This is a genomic window from Brevibacillus sp. JB24b, assembly GCF_051713385.1.
Classification (GTDB): domain Bacteria; phylum Bacillota; class Bacilli; order Brevibacillales; family Brevibacillaceae; genus Brevibacillus_B; species Brevibacillus_B laterosporus.
In genome coordinates, this window is sequence record NZ_JBNVQV010000001.1 from 1,078,742 (window position 1) to 1,096,085 (window position 17,344).

Consider the following 17,344-nt stretch of genomic DNA (forward strand, 5'->3'; position numbering starts at 1 on the left):
AACCTAAATATGAATAGCTAAAGGAAGGAGAGGGAACCCATGGCAGTCATTGAACTAAAAAACCTTACGAAAAAGTATAATGAGGTCTATGCTGTTGATCATTTGAATATAGAAGTACCTCAAGGGCATATTTATGCGTTTTTAGGTAGCAATGGAGCTGGAAAGACAACCACAATTAAAATGATGACGGGCCAATTGAACCCATCAGAGGGGGAGGTCCGGTTTCTAGGGCGCAATATCTGGCAAGATCGTGAGGCAAGAAGAATAGCAGGTTATGCTCCAGACGTTCCACTTCTTCATGAAGGATTGACAGCTAGAGAGATGATACGCTTTGTGGGTGCTCTTTATGATAGTAATGAAGACATTAATAAACGTGTAGATACGTTGTTAGAACATTTTGATCTAGCAGATAAGGCAGACCAACTCATCAAAGAATATTCATTAGGAATGAAACGAAAGGTTTCGATCGCTTGCGCATTGATTCATCGCCCAAGGATATTGTTATTAGATGAAGTAACCAATGGATTAGATCCAAAGGCGACCCGCGAAGTGAAAAATTATATTCGACACTTTGCCAAAGAAGAGGGTGGTACTGTCTTTATAACAACCCATATTTTGGATATTGTTGAAGAATTAGCCGATACGATCTCCATTCTGCATAAAGGGAAAATCAAGGTGACGGGAAGCATGGAAGAATTGCGTCAAGTGGCAGGCAATGAAGAAGGTCGATTGGAAGATATCTTTTTATCCGCTATTGAGTAACAGGAGGTGACAGAATTGTATGTGGATACAAACGAAATGGATGAGTTTCTTTTACACAAGACCCTTCTTTAATCGCTTTTTTATCCATAGCCCTTCTAAATGGATCATTTATGTGGTCTTGGCAACCATTGCTATCGCTATGTACTTTTCGGAGAATTTTGGACAGCTTCTCTTACATGCCAGTCTTAGTGCGAGACTGATGCTTCTCATAGGGGAATGTATTTTCGTCGGTCTGCTTCGAGGCATGAACACATTGACACAACAGATGTACTCTGATCGATTACTGACTTTGTTCCATGTATCAGGAGTTTCTCCGTTTCGTATGATTCTTGGCCAATCTACTTCAAGTCTACCTCTATACACGTGGTCATCAATTATGATTGCTATTCCATTAACGATTGGCTATTCCGCTACGGAAAGAGTTCTGTATGTTTTGTTATTCCTAATCGTTTCTCTATTAATGATTTGGTTAACAGACATCATGAGTCGATTTTTAATGGTTCTTACCATGAGATTCTTCCCTATTATTGTAAAGACGTTCGTAGGCATCTCCTCACTTGCCTATGTTGCTCTGATTGGTTTATTGGTGTGGGCATTGATTCAGGTTGAAACAATTTCTCCAGAGGCTTGGCAAAATTTAGAGCGTTGTATGATATATGTTGTGTGTATTTTCTTGGTAGGTCTTGGAACGTTGTTTCTATTCTCTGAACAAATTGGGAAGTTTTACTATGAAAGCTGGCTGAACCATGCGGAGTCGCTTGATAGAACAAAACCGGAAACCCAAGAAAATCTATCTAATTTAGTTAAAAGTGCTTATGATGCCATCGTTTTTAAAGATGTAACGCTACTTATAAGAAATCCAATCACAAAAATCCGATTCTGGTTCTGGGTGATTGCGATTATCTGTGGAGCAGTGGTAGGTAGGTCAGGAATGGCAAGTTCCTTTTTGACTGAAGCAAATCAATCCTTTTATGTATTGTTGTTCGTGTCCCTACTCACAGCGCTCATTTTTGGTGAGATTGTATCAGCCCTCTACCAATTAGAAGAACAAAACTACATTCTTTATTATGTAGCGGCTGTAAAAGGAAGTACGATTTTCTGGGCAAAAACAATGACAGCCTCCCTCTTGGTGGTAGCGCCAGCGGTCATTGGTCATCTCGTGTTATCCATTGTCATGCAATTCTCCTTCATGGAGTGGCTACTAGGAGGATTACTGATTCTTAGCTTTACCTTTGGTACTGTAATTGTTCAATTAAGTATAGCTTCACTTGATAAGAAGGGTAGAGGTGGAGTCAATCTTAAAGAAGGCTCGGAAGAAGAAGAAATGCTTAAACAATCTCCTAAAAATCCAATTGCAATTGTGTCGTCTATTATGGGATTGATTTATCTAGGTGTGTGTCTTTGGTTATCTTGGATAAATATTGGAATTCCCATTCTAGTAACAATTGTGCTTCTTACAATGCTAGTAAGCCTGATTGGAGTTCGCTATAGCGCGAGATAAAAAGAGAATAATGTATTTCTGTGTCATAAATTGACTTTTAAGGACGAAAATGTAAATATTAAAACAAGTTGTTTTCTACTGTATTTGTCTAATTATCATTAGAGAGTGAAAAATATGATAGTGGAGGTCGTTTTATGGATTACGTACAATTAGGTTCATCAGAGTTAAAGTGCTCACGTATTGGATTAGGAACCTGGGCCATTGGTGGTTGGGCTTGGGGAGGTACAAATGAAAAAGATGCCATTCAAGCGATCCATCGTGCTTTCGATATAGGGATAAATACGCTAGATACAGCTCCTGTTTATGGTTTTGGCTTATCTGAAGAAATATGCGGTAAGGCAATTAAAGAATTTGGCCAAAGAGACAAAATTCATATCGCCACCAAGGCTGGTATAGAGTGGGTTGGAGAAGAAGGTGTATACTGGTGCAATGCTTCTAAAGAGCGTGTTCTTCAAGAGTTCGAGGATAGCTTGCGACGTTTGCAAGTAGACTATATTGATCTGTATCAGCTTCATTGGCCTGATCCTGGATTGCCGGTTGAAGAAACAGCAGATATTTTTGCACAACTGTATAAAGAAGGGAAAATTAGAGCGATTGGTGTAAGTAATTTTTCCATTGAACAAATCGAGCAGTGGCGAAAAGTTGCTCCACTTCACAGTAGCCAAACAAGACTTAATGTACTTCAAACAGAGCATAAGGATACCTTCCGTTATTGCTTTGAGAATAATATTAATACACTGACGTGGGGAACATTGGCACAAGGCTTATTGACAGGAAAATTCACGAAAGACTCCACGTTTGCTGAAGACGATTTACGACATGGATATCCTTTGTTTGCGGCAGAATATTTTGATCAGTATCTACAGGCAGTGGATCGTTTAAAAGTAATAGCACAAGAAAAAGGAAAAACGATGGCACAACTAGCTGTACGCTGGACGTTAGATCACCCTGGAGTTAGCGTATCTCTTTGGGGAGCAAGGAAGCCGGCTCAGTTAGATGAGGTATCTGGAGTAATGGGATGGACTCTCTCTGCACAGGATTTAGACCAAATTGATCAAATCATAAAAGAATCCCTTCATGATCCATTCCATGATCCGACAATGGGACCACCTACGAAGGAAGAGTGGCAGGAGATGGGAGTTCTGTAAAAAAAGAAAATACCTTAGTTCTTCTTCATGGACTAAGGTATTTCTGTATAGAATTTTCATGATACGAACATAGAGCAGGAGGAGACAATGAGTATACAAAAGCAATCTCAGATCATTTTGGATATGGAGAAGGGTCTCAAGGGTCTAGAATACATCGATGAAGTTCGTGTGGTACGGGAAGAAAAAAATAAAGGCAACAGAACATTGCATGCAAAAGATTTAATCCCAACCATGATGAAAACCGACAGAGTAAAAGTAAATACACCAAAATCGGAGTTGCTTCGACAAACGGAACGGATAGAAAGCTCCCTACCCTTAGCAATCAGTCATGGAGCTGAATTAGAGAGAACGGCTAGTAGTCCTACTACGTTGATTGATGTATTAATTAACGCTGCCAAGTTGGAAGATAGGGGAATCATCTATGTTTTGGACAACGGAGATGAAATAGAATCTAGCTATCGACAATTATTTGGGCAAGCGAAGCGTCTATTAAAGGGCCTACGAAAAATGGGAATCAAGCCTCAAGATCCAGTGATTTTCCAGTTTCAAAAAAATCAAAACTACGTCCCTATGTTTTGGGCCTGCGTGTTAGGTGGGTATATTACTGTACCGATTGCTACGTCTACCTCGTATGCAGAAAAGAATGCCGATACCACCAAGCTATATAATATCTGGAACATGCTAGATAAGCCAGTCATCATAACTGATGAAGATTTGGTGAAGGAAGTTAACAAGCTATCGGGAGTATGGGAAACAGATGAGTTTGTCATCAGCACTGCTGAGCAATTAATGGAGAATGATGAGGAACAGGAATTCTATGCGTACCAAGAGGAAGATTTCGTCTTATATTTGTTAACATCGGGTAGTACCGGTTTACCTAAATGCGTGCAGCATAGAAATGCCAGTCTGGTCGCACGCACAATGGCTACGGCACAATTTAACCAATTTGATAGCGAAGAGGTTCTGTTATGCTGGATGCCATTAGAGCATGTTGGTGGATTGGTCATGTATCATATCTTAGGCGTTTATTTAGCCTGCCAACAAATTTTACCAAGAGTAGATTCATTTATTTCTCAACCATTGAACTGGTTGCATTGGATGGACAAGTATAAAGCGACATTAACATGGGCTCCGAATTTCGCATTTTCTCTAGTAAATGACCAAGAAAAGGTTATTGAGGAAGGAAGCTGGGATTTATCCAGTGTAAAACACATCTTAAATGGTGGAGAAGCGATTGTTGCTAAAACAGCCAAGCGATTTTTATCCATATTGAGTAAACATCAACTCCGTGACGATTGCATGTATCCCTCTTTTGGAATGTCTGAAACCTCTTCCGGTATCGTATTTTCTAAAACATTCCGCAGCGAGCCTCAATCTGGCGTTCATTATGTAGATAAAATTTCATTTGAAACCCAACTTCGATTTGTTGATGATACGGAAAAAGAACATATTTGCTTTACGGAGGTAGGAGGACCTATTCCGGGTGTAAGTGTTCGAATCGTTGATGATAGTAATCAGTTGCTACAAGAAAATCATATTGGTAGAGTGCAAGTTACAGGCCCTACGATTATGGCTGGTTATTATCAAAATCAAGAAGCCAATCAGGAAGCTTTTATTGGAGATGGTTGGTTCTTTACAGGGGACTTGGGCTTCCTCAATGAAGGACGATTAACAGTTACTGGTCGTCAAAAAGATATTATTATTATGAATGGTAAAAATTATTATAATTACGAGATTGAATCATTAGTAGAAAGCGTCTATGGAGTTCAATCTACGTTCGTGGCTGCCGCAGCGTTTATTGATACCTCCAAAAGTGTAGAGGAGTTAGCTATCTTCTTTACTCCTATAAATGATATAGATGAAAAATTCTTAGGATTTATCATTACGGAGATTAGACGAACAGTAAGTAGGAATTTAGGCATAACACCGAAGCATATCATTCCGATTCGGAAAGAAACATTTTCCAAAACGGAATCTGGTAAAATTCAACGAAATAAGTTCACTGAGAGACTATATGCTGGCGAATTTGATGATGTTATTAAACAAATAGAGACGCAAAATGAGGATGTGCATCAAACTTTTCCAGAATGGATGTATGTAAGAAAGTGGGAAGAGCGTCCCATTTCAGTGCTAGCCTCCCCGCTTCCTCAAGAGACGTATCTAATTTTTCGAGACAAACTAGGGCTGGGAGATCAATGGTCGTCCTTGTCCCAACACGGTGCTAGTACGATGATTATAGTTGATCAAGGAGAAAGCTTTAAGAAACGAGGACGGTTCCACTACGAAATAAACCAACATGAGCAAAAGGATTATCAGTTATTGTGTGAGGAGCTAAAAAGCGAATCAATAACCATTCATCATGTCCTCCATTTATGGACGTATCAGGAAGACTTGGACAAGGCGAAAAAAGAACTGTCGTATGTAAAAGAAAGTCAATTTTTAGGTAGCTTTAGCCTTATATTCCTGTTACAAGCTTTACATAAACAATTGGGTATGCCAAAAACCTTAACGTTCGTTTCTTCCAATGTATTCTCGTTAGAAAATGCCGAAGATTCAGCTTACGAGAAAGCAACAATTCCAGGAATCATCAAGACAATGAAGCACGAATTTCCTAATACAATTGCTAAATTTGTAGATATAGATACCTATCATCGCCCTTATCATCCATTATTAGCACTACAAGCGGAGCAGGGGCTACCGGATGAAGAAAGTGTGGTTATTTATTCGAAGGGGAAACGATTTGTCCCGAAACTGCAACAGGTAAATCTTCAAGAAGCAAACAAAAAGCCATTGCCATTGGTAGAAAAAGGGTTTTATGTAGTTACAGGTGGTCTTGGCGGAGTCGGCAAGCAAATTACTCAATACCTAATTCAACAGTTTGATGCAAATGTTTTACTACTCGGAAAGACCTCGCTTCCTAGCGAAAATAACAAGGATGCTGGTACACAGAATGAACGATATCGAGTACTACAGGAATTAGAGAAGCTGGCTACTCGGAAGGATCAAATTATCTATAAAAGCACTGATTTATCTGATTTAGCGGTAATAGAAAAGGCAGTACATGAGTCAATGCTATGCATGAATGCTCAAAAAGTGGATGGAATTATTCATTTAGCTGGCATTTACTATGAGAAACCACTATTGGAAGAATCTATTGAATCACTGGAGAATATGTTTGAATCCAAAGTAGCTGGAACCTATCTATTGGGGAAACTGGTGGAAAAATATCCAGAAGCTATTCTTGTTACCTCCTCTTCCTCAAGTGGCTTGTTATCAGGCTATGGAGTAGGTGCCTATACTTCAGCCAATATGTTTGTGGAGACATTTACGGATTATTTGGCACAAAAACGTGGTGGAGTACAATGTTTCGCATGGAGTTTATGGAACGATATCGGTTTGGGGCAACAATTTACAGATATGAAAGATTTATTGATGAGACGAGGACATCAACCGATTTCTCCACAAAAAGGACTCTTCTCATTCGAATTAGGTTTGATGCTTGAACATAATATGCTGTATATCGGGTTAAATAAAGGAGTTTCCGAGATTGCCACGCTATGTTCTGAAGTGATTGAAAAGGAGATAGTAACTACTGTTTATTTCTCTACTACCCATAATCAATTCTCCTTGTCCGAAATGTACAGTACCATCAGAGAGCACACCATTGATGAGAAAGGCGATTACACAAAGCTTATCTTTAGACAGGTCGATCAGCTTCATTCAGATCAGGTTGAGGACCACCTTGTAAATAATAACCGACGAATGGAAGAGGAAATTAAACAGCTATGGTCTGAAATTTTACAGGTAGACCAGATTCAAGCTTTTGATAGTTTCTTTGATTTAGGAGGAAGTTCCTTAAAGGCAACTCAATTACTATCCGCTGTACAGTCACGTTTTGGTGTGGCCATTCCACTAAAGGTATTCTTTGAAAATCCTACAATCAAAGGATTAATTCATCGCATGGGGAATGTAGCTGAGAGCAAGAGTAACGTCACGCGAATGTATGAGCCAGCTAAAAAGAGGGAAAAGATCATCGACTTATCTCCATCGCAAAGAGGTCAATGGTACTTATATCAAACGCGTTCAGACAGTCCTTTTTATAACATCACATTTACTCTTTCCTTCGAGGAAAATGTAAATAGACAATCTTTGTTAAAAAGTATACAGGCAGTTATTCAATCGCAGGAAGCATTACGATCCGAAATTAGAATGATCGAGGATGATCCAAAGCTATTTATCCACGATACCTATGTAGTGGGGATACCGATTATAGACCTATCATCCTATCCTTTGGAACAAAAAGAACAAAGGCTGGCAGCTTTGATAGATACGGAAGCGAATACTCCTTTTCAGATTATGAATGAGTCTCTGTCGAGATTTACTCTTATCCATGTTGGTGACAATGTTCACATTTTATTGGGAAGTATGCATCATATTATCTCAGACGGCTGGTCGATACATGTATTTACCAAAGAGTTATTACGTTTTTACAAGGAACTACAAGAAAACGGTGTTGTCGATATTAAAGAGTTGGATTATACCTATGCAAACTATCTGCTAGACCAAAAAGAATGGCTGACAAAAGAGAACCCAGAATATGCTGATCAACTATATTACTGGAAAGAAATTCTTGCAAATGAAACAGCACCATTATCCCTACCTATCCAACTCTCACGTCCAGCTATTCAAAGCTACCAAGGAATGACCATTGAACAATTAGTGACCCAGGAGTTAACGGAAAATATCATAGAAGCGAGTAAAAACATGAAGTCTACACCTTATATGTTTTTGCTGTCTACATTTGCCGCCCTACTATTCCGCTATTCTGGACAGGATACGTTCCGTCTGGGAACCGTTCTAGCAAATCGGAATATGCCGCAAACAGAGAAAATAATCGGCTATCTGGCTAATACGGTCACGCTATCCTTTGATTTTAAAGAAGAGCTCACCTTTGACCAATTACTAGATAAGGTAAGGGGAATGGCGCTAGAGGCGCATGATAATCAGAATGTCCCATTAGAAACCCTTTTACGTGAGTTACAAGTAAGGCATACTGCGGATATGGCGCCTTTGTTCCAAATTGTATTCACGATGCAAAACGCTGTACAGCATCTATACCAGAACGAACAAATGAAAACCTACTTGGACATTGTTTCTAATAAGACCTCTAAGTACGATGTAAGCTTACATGTCTATGAAGAAGAGCATCAATTACGATTAAAGCTGGAGTTCAATACAGACTTATTTGAAGAGGAGACAATGAAAACATTCTTAGGGCATTACCTGAATTTTCTTCAAGTGATCACCAACGATAAGGTACACACAGGATAATCCCAGCTAGAAAAACGATCATCAATATCATATATACGTAAAAGGCATTTCCTGAGATAGAGCAGGAAATGCCTTTTTTATAGGTATGATTGAGTAGCTAAGAAGCGAAGTGGTTTTATGCCTTGATCGTAGTTGACAGTAAGCTTTGATTTACTCGGGTGATAACAGCCTGTTCGTGCTCTTGGATGAAGAAGTGTCCACCATCAAAGTTGTAAAAGCTGATCTCTTCACTTGTATATCTATTCCATTCTGCCATTCTATCTACAGATACTGTTTGATCCTTTGTGCCATAGAGCACTGTAACGGGTGAGGTTATAAGCTCTCTATTCAGATTAGGTACATACGTTTCTACTAATTTAAAATCTCTTTTAAGTATAGGTGTAAATAGCTCCATTAACTCTGTGCTTGTCATCAGTTCGGCTGGAGTTCCCCCCATTGATCTAACCTCTTCCCAAAACTCTCTGCCATCAAGCTTGTGACGATTCGTAGTGGGAGTGATATGAGGAGGATTCTTTCCAGACAAAAATGTGGTGATTGGCATAGGCGCATTTTGTTCTTTTAGAGCATGGAGCAATTCAAAACTGAGTAAGGCACCCATGCTATGACCGAACAATGCATACGGGCTAGAATCTAATTTACTTTGCATGATCGAAAGAATATCAGATACCGCTTGCTCTATATTTTCGTACAGAGGTTGGTTAAAACGACTTCCTTTTCCAGCAAGTTCAATAGGGATGAGCTCTATATTTGGGAGAAAAGCTTTTTTCCAACTGGAGTATACGCTAGCAGATCCCCCGGCATAAGGGATACAAAATAATTTCATTTTGGTTGACACTTGTAACCTCCTTGGTTTCCTACCAGTACTAGTTGCAGGATGTATGTTTTGATAAATCAGTATTTTTACATTATACAATAAATGAAGGGTAATTTTTACTTTTTTGCTCATTTTTGTGCTTTGAAATATGAATCAACACCGAAGTTGAGGGAGTGTAGTGAAAATTACGGGTAGGAATTTCATTTCAAGAGGAAAAATAAAATGTGAATTAATATCGGAGAAGGGGATGGCTTAGTGTTGAAATACAAGGGGAGATAGGCATTCTAATTCAAAAGAACTACGATTTTTTTTTAGTTCGGTGGGTAGTTAATATGAGTAAAGAACTAGTTAAAATACACTTTTAGTGAAAAAAATAGCGGCTAAAGTAAAAAAAGTACGATATTCTAAAAGAATATGATAAGTTGGCAGTTTTTACATAGCTGTTTTTGCATGTATTCATGGGAATTCAGTCTCTGTTGTTGAAAAGAAATCTGACCGAAAATGAAAGAAGGGAAATTATTTATTTCCCTTCGCTTTCTCTTGGGTAGGCAGTACAAAAAGCTTATGATATGTCCATTTTGTATACGCGAAACCTTCCTTTACACGATAGTAAGGGATATATATGTTTGCAGAGTCGGTTCCAACCGGATGGGCATCCATAGCTAATATATTCGCCATCTCCATAGCACGCATTAAGTGGTAATTATGGCTTACGATCAGTGCTGTGTGATATCCATGCTCCTGCATGATTTGCTGGCTAAAGCTGAGATTTTCTAACGTATTTACCGCCCTTTTTTCAAGGTAGATGCTGGATGCAGGGACTCCTTTTTTTATAAGATATGCTTTCATAACATCAGCTTCACTATGTTCTTTCCCTTTTCCAATTCCGCCACTAACAATAATGGATTTTATGTATTTTTGTTGATAGAGTTCGTATGCTTTTTCTAAACGTTCTGCCAAGGCTGGGCTGGGTTGATCACCTCGGACGGCAGCACCAAGGACAATCGCAACATCGGCAGATTGTGGCACAGCCGAGCGTTCTACTTGAGCCATCCTGTAAAAGATAAAGCTAAACCATAGGATGATTATTACAATAACGGGAACTCCCACGCGTAGCATCCCTTTTTTAAGGAAAAGTAACAAATTGCTCGCCTCACTATTCAAAAGGATTATAGGGTGATGGAAATGACTTGGTCAAAACCTGGTAAAACTGCATATGTAACCACAAACGTACTCGGGGACTTGTCCGATCAGCCGACACCAGATGATTTAAATACTTCTTTGGTTTCCACTCATTTCGTTCCCAATACACTGAGGCGTGGAAACAAAAGAAAAGGATTTTCGTCTTCAGCGGTCTATCGAAATGCTGACCATTCATTTGGTCTGTCACATTCTCATGATCAGCTTGTTACATCTTACTCTACTGGAAAGGTAAAAAAGCTACCCAACGAAATTGAGCGTCCTCTGCAAAGCTTTCTGAATGGGCTACAAAATCTTATTGGCTCACAGCTCGTCGGTTTTTATCTATATGGCTCTATTGCCTTAGATGCATATATTCCCGGTGAGAGTGACATTGATTTCCTCTGTGTTACAGATGGCGATTTACAAGAGGTAGATATGTGGTTGATCGAAAAGCTATTTTTCGAACAGATGGCTATACATCCCATTCTCGCTAAGCTAGAAGGGAATTTCCTCGCATCTCATCGGTTAACATTACATAATCGATGCGAATGCGCTCAATGTTTTGAGGAGGCTTATTTACTAAAATCGCCCCGAGATTGGAACGCCATTACATTACTATTATTACGTAGTCGTGGAATTCCTTTATTGGGACCAGATGCATCTGAAATAATACCAGAGGTCTCATCTCAGGAGTTAGCCAATAACATGATGGGAAACTTGCTTTATTTTGAATTAAATATGGAGCATTATTTTCATAAAGGTCTGAATGACCAGGTTTTTGTAGTGCTAACGCTGTGTCGGATTTTACACACGATGCATACCGGTGAAATTGTTAGCAAGCAAGCTGCTGCTGAATCTGTATTGTCTAGGGTGCCAGCTCTTGGAAAAGTCATAATCAAGAGGGCGCTACGCGTATGGGAAAAGCGACTAGATGCTGTTAAGATAGCAAAAGCTGGTACGGATCTCGCTCCAAAGGACAAATTACTAGAGTTTGTTTCGATTATGAAGAAGCTTGCATTGGACTAAAAGTAACAAAACATCTGACAAATAATAAGACGTAACAGAGATGATGAACGTAACGTCTTTATGTAAAAAAACATGTAACATGGATTTTACATGAAGAAGTTACCTATTCTCATTCTTGTTCGTCTTTTTTTTGTTTTTTAAAAATATACATTTAATCCCAATGTAGTTATAATTATGATATGTTTCATCCAAATAAATAGGAGGTGCTTGTTCATGTTTTTAAAAGAAAAGGATACAGCCGAAATGCCGGCAAATGTGGCTCTTCTTGAGAAACTATTTATGCCCTTCATGTTTCAAGCGATCTATGTAGCCGCGGATTTACAACTTGCCGATCATCTAAAAGATGGGTCAAAAAGTGTTGGTGAACTAGCTCGTGTAACACAGACAGATGAAGCAGCTCTTTATCGTGTACTACGTGCACTATCTAGCATGGAAATTTTCAATGAGGGCGAGAAGGGAATCTTCGAGCTGACACCAATGGCTGAATGGTTAAGAAGTGATGTGGAGGGTTCACTGCATTCCATGGTATTGATGCTAGGTGGACAACCGATGTGGAGGATTTTACCGGATTTACTAACGAGTGTAAAAACAGGCGAATCATCCTTCGAGAAAACTTTCAAGCTACCATTTTACGAATATTTAAGTCAATCAGAAAACAAAAAAGCTGGAGATATCTTTAATCTAGCAATGTATCATAATACACAACGACAGATCGAGCAAATCCTAGTCAATTACGATTTTTCCTCCTATCTTAAAATAATAGATGTAGCGGGTAATCACGGACAACTGCTTACTGCGATTTTAAAGGAAAACCCAGATAGTAAAGGGATCATATTTGACCAATCTTATGCTCGTGAAATGGCTCTAGCTAACCTAGATAAGGAACAAGTATCTGATCGCTGTGAATTTGTAATAGGTGATTTTTTCAAAGAGATTACAAAAGGCGGAGATCTCTATATTTTGAAGCATATTCTACACAATTGGAATGATGATAAAGCTATTGAGATTCTCAAGCAATGTAGAGAAGCAATGGGTGATAGTGGAAAACTCCTAGTTATTGAATCAGTCCTTGAAGAAGGAAACACTAGAGATATGATGAAATTCCTTGATCTACAGATGCTACTTTTACTGGGTGGGAAGGAACGGACGAAGGAAGAACACTCTCAATTATGTAAGGCAAGCGGATTGGTTTTGCATAGAGTGATTCAAACATCGATGGGGATGTCTTTACTGGAGATTTATCGGATGTAGAATGTTCGAAATAGAATAGGACGAGTTGAGGTGCTAATGCTACTGTCTGAGACGAAGGATTTTTCGTTCTCAGGCAGTTTTATTTTGCTTATTCATCATTCATTATCTTATGATTGGATAGTATTCAGACAAATCGAGGGGATGTAAAATATATTTGACATTTATGTACCTCTCCTTGTAAGATGATGTCAAATGTGTTTTACATTTTTGAGAGGGGATTTCATGGAGAATAGAATAAAAGAGTGTCGGAAATCGCTAGGGCTGTCACAAGATGATTTAGCTAAAGCTTGTGGTGTATCAAGGCAGACGATAAATGCAATTGAAAATAATAAGTATGACCCCAGCCTAGTTCTTGCTTTCCAGCTTTCCTATGTATTAGGTGGGACTGTGGATACAATGTTTATGTTTAGAAAAAATGAAGAGCTATGACACCATCAAGTGATGAGGAGGAATGCAATATGCCAATTGCAAATAAGAAACTTATTGGGGGAATTATTTCGGGGATCGCAGTGCTTGCAATCGTGTGCTATAACCTTTTCAAGTACGTACAGGGTCAGCAGCTGGGGTTCAGTGACCTGATCAGCATACCGATTGTTTTGATGTTTTTTTTCAATACGATTTCTTGGAATTCAGCTGAAGACCAACGGGACGAACTAGGTCAGTTCATTACATTCAAAAGTGCAAAGATTAGTTATTTTGTTCTGATGTTGATTATTCTGCTTATATTCCTATTCGTAGAAGTTCCGTTTTACTCTAATCAGCCAATAAAAAATATGCCATTATTTCTTGTACTTTGTGCATCAACAGTTATTTTACCGGCCGTTGAATATATTGTTTGTAGAAGATTTCGTTAATCATGTAGAGTCCTCCATTTGCGAAAGAGGACTCTACATATTTGATTCTTACTAGAAGAAAAATGGCGAACCAAAGAAAGGTGATTCCCGCCGGAAAAATGGTGACTCTCTACGGAAGAAAGGTGATTCGCGGAACCCCCTGCGGCCAAATTCTCTTCCACCAAAGCCTCTACCGCCCCTTAGTGGGGGATCATCTTCCATGTCGTCCAAACGCATAGGATAATCATATTTTCTATGCCTAGGGGGACAGTAACATTCACAACACTCCGACTTACGCCGCCTCATTTCACATACCTCCCTTATCTCTCTTACACTTAGAGGATATGCTCAACTTTGTAATCGGGTTTGGATGAACACCTATTTTCCATTAATAGACTAAGCCCGAAGCCAAATGGAGAAAAAAATAAGTCCACATAACGAAACGTTTGACAGAGAAAAATTTATGAAAGCGGATTTAAAAGTCGAAAACTGGAAATCTAGCTATCAGAATCAGAAATTTCTTATATCAGGATACCATTATGGCAACGGTATTTAATAAGGCACAGTTATATTCCTTATATAATTTAAGGTACCGTATTTGTAGACATAAATGGATGCAGATCCAGGTTGAACTGCGGTAAATTTATTAAACTGGGTACTACTGTCGTATTCAACTTTTATAACCTCACGACTTTGAAACACTTTTTGTGACCATCCATCCTTCGTACTTATTCTTATATGCGAACCGATATTCCATGTTTCATTAGAGGTGCGGAGTGATGCTGAGACGTTATCAGGATGTTTGGCTGGTGTTGCACTTGCACTTGATACTGGTAGAAGTGGTGTGACTGTTATTCCAAAAGCTAAAGATAAAGCGAATAATGTTGAGACAACTTTTTTCATCAACGAAGCCCTCCTATCATTTGGAATGTTACAACAATAGATTACCTTTAAAACCAAATATTGTAAATATATACATGCAAATTGTAAAACCCCACTATAACCAAACGGACAATTGCAGGAAACTGATTCATTCGCACTCAAACAGATTAATAATACAGAGCAAGGAGCAAAAAACAATGTATTTGACCCCGACTATACCCCATATGATAGCTCAGAAAAAGCCTTACACCGTCAGCTAGTAAATAACCCATTGATTTAGGAAAAAACACATTTTTACGACTTTGATCAGCATACTATGAACGGGACTATTTATTGCCTAGAGTAGATCAATATCTTGGAACTGTATGGTTATGACGCTTTGTCACTCGGGATTACGACAGCTGTTTTGGTAGCTTCGTGATAGAAATCTCACAACCCACAAAATGGTATCGCATTCCAGTTCTTACAAAAGGAGTGATCTTCTAGGGCGAACTCAGAATGAATTGAATGTCGGACGATACGGCCATGTACATGAAGACATAACCAAAAGGAGAGTATCTATGATGCCTATCCATGTACTACTTCGGATAAAAATGTTTAAGGTACTAGGTTGGACCCTGCTTATTTTTTCTCTTATTGCTACACCGATGGCTTATGCAGCAGAAACGAAAGTAAAACCACTAGGACCAACAAATTCAAAAGAAGTGGAGAAGTTTGCTGATCAGTTTTTCAACCTTCCACAAATCAAAGATAAGCTCTCAGGTGCTGCATTTGTAGTGGTAAAGGATGACCAAGTATTGTTCAAGAAAGGCTATGGTTACGCTGATGTGGAGAAGAAACGACCGGTAGATCCAGATTCTACGGTATTTCGTATAGCTTCTATTTCCAAAGTCTTCACGTCCACAGCAGCTATGCAACTCGTGGAACAAAACAAATTAGACATAAATAAGGACGTTCAAGCGTACCTGAAGGATTTCAACATCAACAATAAGACAGGCAAAAAACTCACCTTGGATCATTTAATGGCACATATGACTGGTTTTGATTATGTCGATCTCCCTTCTATGGATAACAGTTCCCCGGAAAAATATTATTCATTGGATGAATTTGTTAAACAGAATGCACCGAGTGTTGTACACAATCCCGGAGAAGTGTATCGATATGACAATTATGCTTTCGTCCTGCTAGGATACATTGTCCAAAATATAACCGGTATACCGTTTCATCAGTATGTGGAAAATAATATTTTTAAACCTTTAGGTATGAATAGTAGTAGTTTCATAATGAAACCAGATATACATGCTAATTTGGCTACACCGTATGATAGCAAGAAAAAGCCAATTCCTGAGTATGGATTAATTCCGACGAATGCACCAGATGGGAGTATGTTATCGACTGCAAGTGACATGGCTAAGTTCATGATTGCTCATCTTAATGGTGGTAAGTTTGAAGGAAAACAGATTTTGCAAGAAAAAACGGCGAAAACCATGCATCAAATTCGCCATAACCTACATCCAAAAATTCAAAATGGCGCATATGGATTCGAAACTTTTTTCCAAAACAATTATAATCATCAAGTTGTAATTGGCAAGGGCGGAGATTTGCCTGGATACCATTCTTGGATGTGGCTTTTACCAGAAAAGAAGATAGGCGGATTTGTCGTTTTTAATGGAGATGGAGCAAATTTTCGTGAAGAGCTGTTCAAAGCGTTCATGGATCATTACTATCCAAAACCAGTGGAAGATAAAGTAAATGTAAAAAGCACCAAAAAACAGCTGAATAGATTTGTAGGTGTTTATCAAGACTTACGATCCCCTTATTGGGTATTTCGAGTAACCGTATTGGACGACGGACAACTAATGATTAAAGACCCTTTAGGCACACATAAGCTTCGGCAAAGGGACCCACTTTTGTTTGAAGATGAACAGGGAATGAAGGCAGCGTTTAAAGCAAATCCGAATGGCTCGATCGACTATTTTTACTACCATAAAGTAGATAGTTGGGCGCAAAAGAGACTGGAGCCAAAACGATATAGTGATGTCGATAAAGATCACAAATATGCTAAATATATTTACGATGTAAAACAGCTTGGGTATCTAATAGAAACTCCCGACAATAAGTTTCATCCAGAAGAGCCAATTACTCGGGGAGAATTTATTGCGCAATTACTGCGAGTCTTAGGAGTTCCACCCTCTAAAAAAATGACTGCGTCTATGGATCTAACTGGTAACCAATACGCTGGAGACATTCAAAGTGCTCTCGATTTTGGCCTTGTGGAAAAACCCAATAATCAACGAATTGAGCCGAATAAAGCAATTACCCGAGAAGAGGCGGCAATGCTCATATGGCGAGTTGCCAATAAAAAACAAGTACCTGTCTCTACAAAAGTGGCTTTGATTGGCCAAACAGATCCCTGGGCTGTGGATGGAGTTCAGTATGTGGTCTCAAAAGGTCTGTACGGTCCAGAAGTAAAACCTAATAGTCGGGGAGAAATCGATTATAAATCCAAGCAGCCAATGCTTCGCCAGGAGGCGGCTGCACTGTTAAGTTTATTTTCACAACGATTTATCTCCAACGAACAGTAAACGAGAATATTCTCTTTTGTCACATTACT

12 protein-coding genes are annotated in these 17,344 nt (G+C 38.9%); 9 read left to right on the forward strand and 3 right to left on the reverse strand.

Annotated elements, in window-relative coordinates; translation table 11 throughout:
• Window positions 1–39 precede the first annotated feature (39 nt).
• The 4 genes from ACQV1I_RS05455 to ACQV1I_RS05470 all read left to right on the forward strand — a co-directional run bounded on the left by ACQV1I_RS05455 (window position 40) and on the right by ACQV1I_RS05470 (window position 8,742).
• The gene (locus ACQV1I_RS05455; RefSeq protein WP_018673845.1) at window positions 40–762 is read left to right on the forward strand and encodes an ABC transporter ATP-binding protein; all 723 of its coding nucleotides are present in this window, start codon (window positions 40–42) and stop codon (window positions 760–762) included.
• 19 nt (window positions 763–781) lie between these two features.
• Window positions 782–2,263, forward strand: coding sequence for a hypothetical protein (locus tag ACQV1I_RS05460; protein WP_116333043.1), 1,482 nt, complete (start codon window positions 782–784; stop codon window positions 2,261–2,263).
• A gap of 134 nt (window positions 2,264–2,397) precedes the next feature.
• Complete coding sequence (locus ACQV1I_RS05465; RefSeq protein WP_094701960.1) at window positions 2,398–3,411, forward strand: aldo/keto reductase; 1,014 nt, start codon at window positions 2,398–2,400, stop codon at window positions 3,409–3,411.
• An 87-nt stretch (window positions 3,412–3,498) separates the two neighbouring features.
• Window positions 3,499–8,742, forward strand: a complete 5,244-nt coding sequence (locus ACQV1I_RS05470) for an SDR family NAD(P)-dependent oxidoreductase (RefSeq protein ID WP_438769118.1) — start codon at window positions 3,499–3,501, stop codon at window positions 8,740–8,742.
• Between the two features lie 115 nt (window positions 8,743–8,857).
• Here ACQV1I_RS05470 and ACQV1I_RS05475 read toward each other — a convergent pair whose 3' ends face one another.
• Entirely contained in the window at window positions 8,858–9,577 is a 720-nt protein-coding gene (locus tag ACQV1I_RS05475; protein WP_116333045.1) for a thioesterase II family protein, read from the reverse strand.
• 495 nt (window positions 9,578–10,072) lie between these two features.
• Window positions 10,073–10,666, reverse strand: a complete 594-nt coding sequence (locus ACQV1I_RS05480) for a YdcF family protein (RefSeq protein ID WP_094701982.1) — start codon at window positions 10,664–10,666, stop codon at window positions 10,073–10,075.
• A 75-nt stretch (window positions 10,667–10,741) separates the two neighbouring features.
• Between ACQV1I_RS05480 and ACQV1I_RS05485 the strand changes: the two genes are divergently transcribed.
• From ACQV1I_RS05485 to ACQV1I_RS05500, 4 genes are all read left to right on the forward strand, one after another.
• Window positions 10,742–11,764 carry an aminoglycoside adenylyltransferase domain-containing protein gene (locus ACQV1I_RS05485; RefSeq protein WP_236645678.1) on the forward strand — a complete coding sequence of 341 codons (1,023 nt, stop codon included), beginning with the start codon at window positions 10,742–10,744 and terminating at the stop codon, window positions 11,762–11,764.
• 213 nt (window positions 11,765–11,977) lie between these two features.
• Window positions 11,978–13,015 (forward strand): methyltransferase, encoded by a 1,038-nt coding sequence (locus ACQV1I_RS05490; protein ID WP_116333047.1) that lies wholly within the window; start codon window positions 11,978–11,980, stop codon window positions 13,013–13,015.
• A gap of 222 nt (window positions 13,016–13,237) precedes the next feature.
• Window positions 13,238–13,444, forward strand: coding sequence for a helix-turn-helix transcriptional regulator (locus tag ACQV1I_RS05495; protein ID WP_094701970.1), 207 nt, complete (start codon window positions 13,238–13,240; stop codon window positions 13,442–13,444).
• 29 nt (window positions 13,445–13,473) lie between these two features.
• Entirely contained in the window at window positions 13,474–13,869 is a 396-nt protein-coding gene (locus ACQV1I_RS05500) for a hypothetical protein (RefSeq protein WP_116333048.1), read from the forward strand.
• Between the two features lie 531 nt (window positions 13,870–14,400).
• Here ACQV1I_RS05500 and ACQV1I_RS05505 read toward each other — a convergent pair.
• The gene (locus ACQV1I_RS05505; protein WP_018673857.1) at window positions 14,401–14,751 is read right to left on the reverse strand and encodes a hypothetical protein; all 351 of its coding nucleotides are present in this window, start codon (window positions 14,749–14,751) and stop codon (window positions 14,401–14,403) included.
• A 539-nt stretch (window positions 14,752–15,290) separates the two neighbouring features.
• On the opposite strand from ACQV1I_RS05505, the gene ACQV1I_RS05510 reads away from it, so the two are divergent.
• On the forward strand, window positions 15,291–17,315 hold the full coding sequence (locus ACQV1I_RS05510) for a serine hydrolase (RefSeq protein WP_438769119.1): 2,025 nt from the start codon (window positions 15,291–15,293) through the stop codon (window positions 17,313–17,315).
• Window positions 17,316–17,344: the final 29 nt, after the last annotated feature.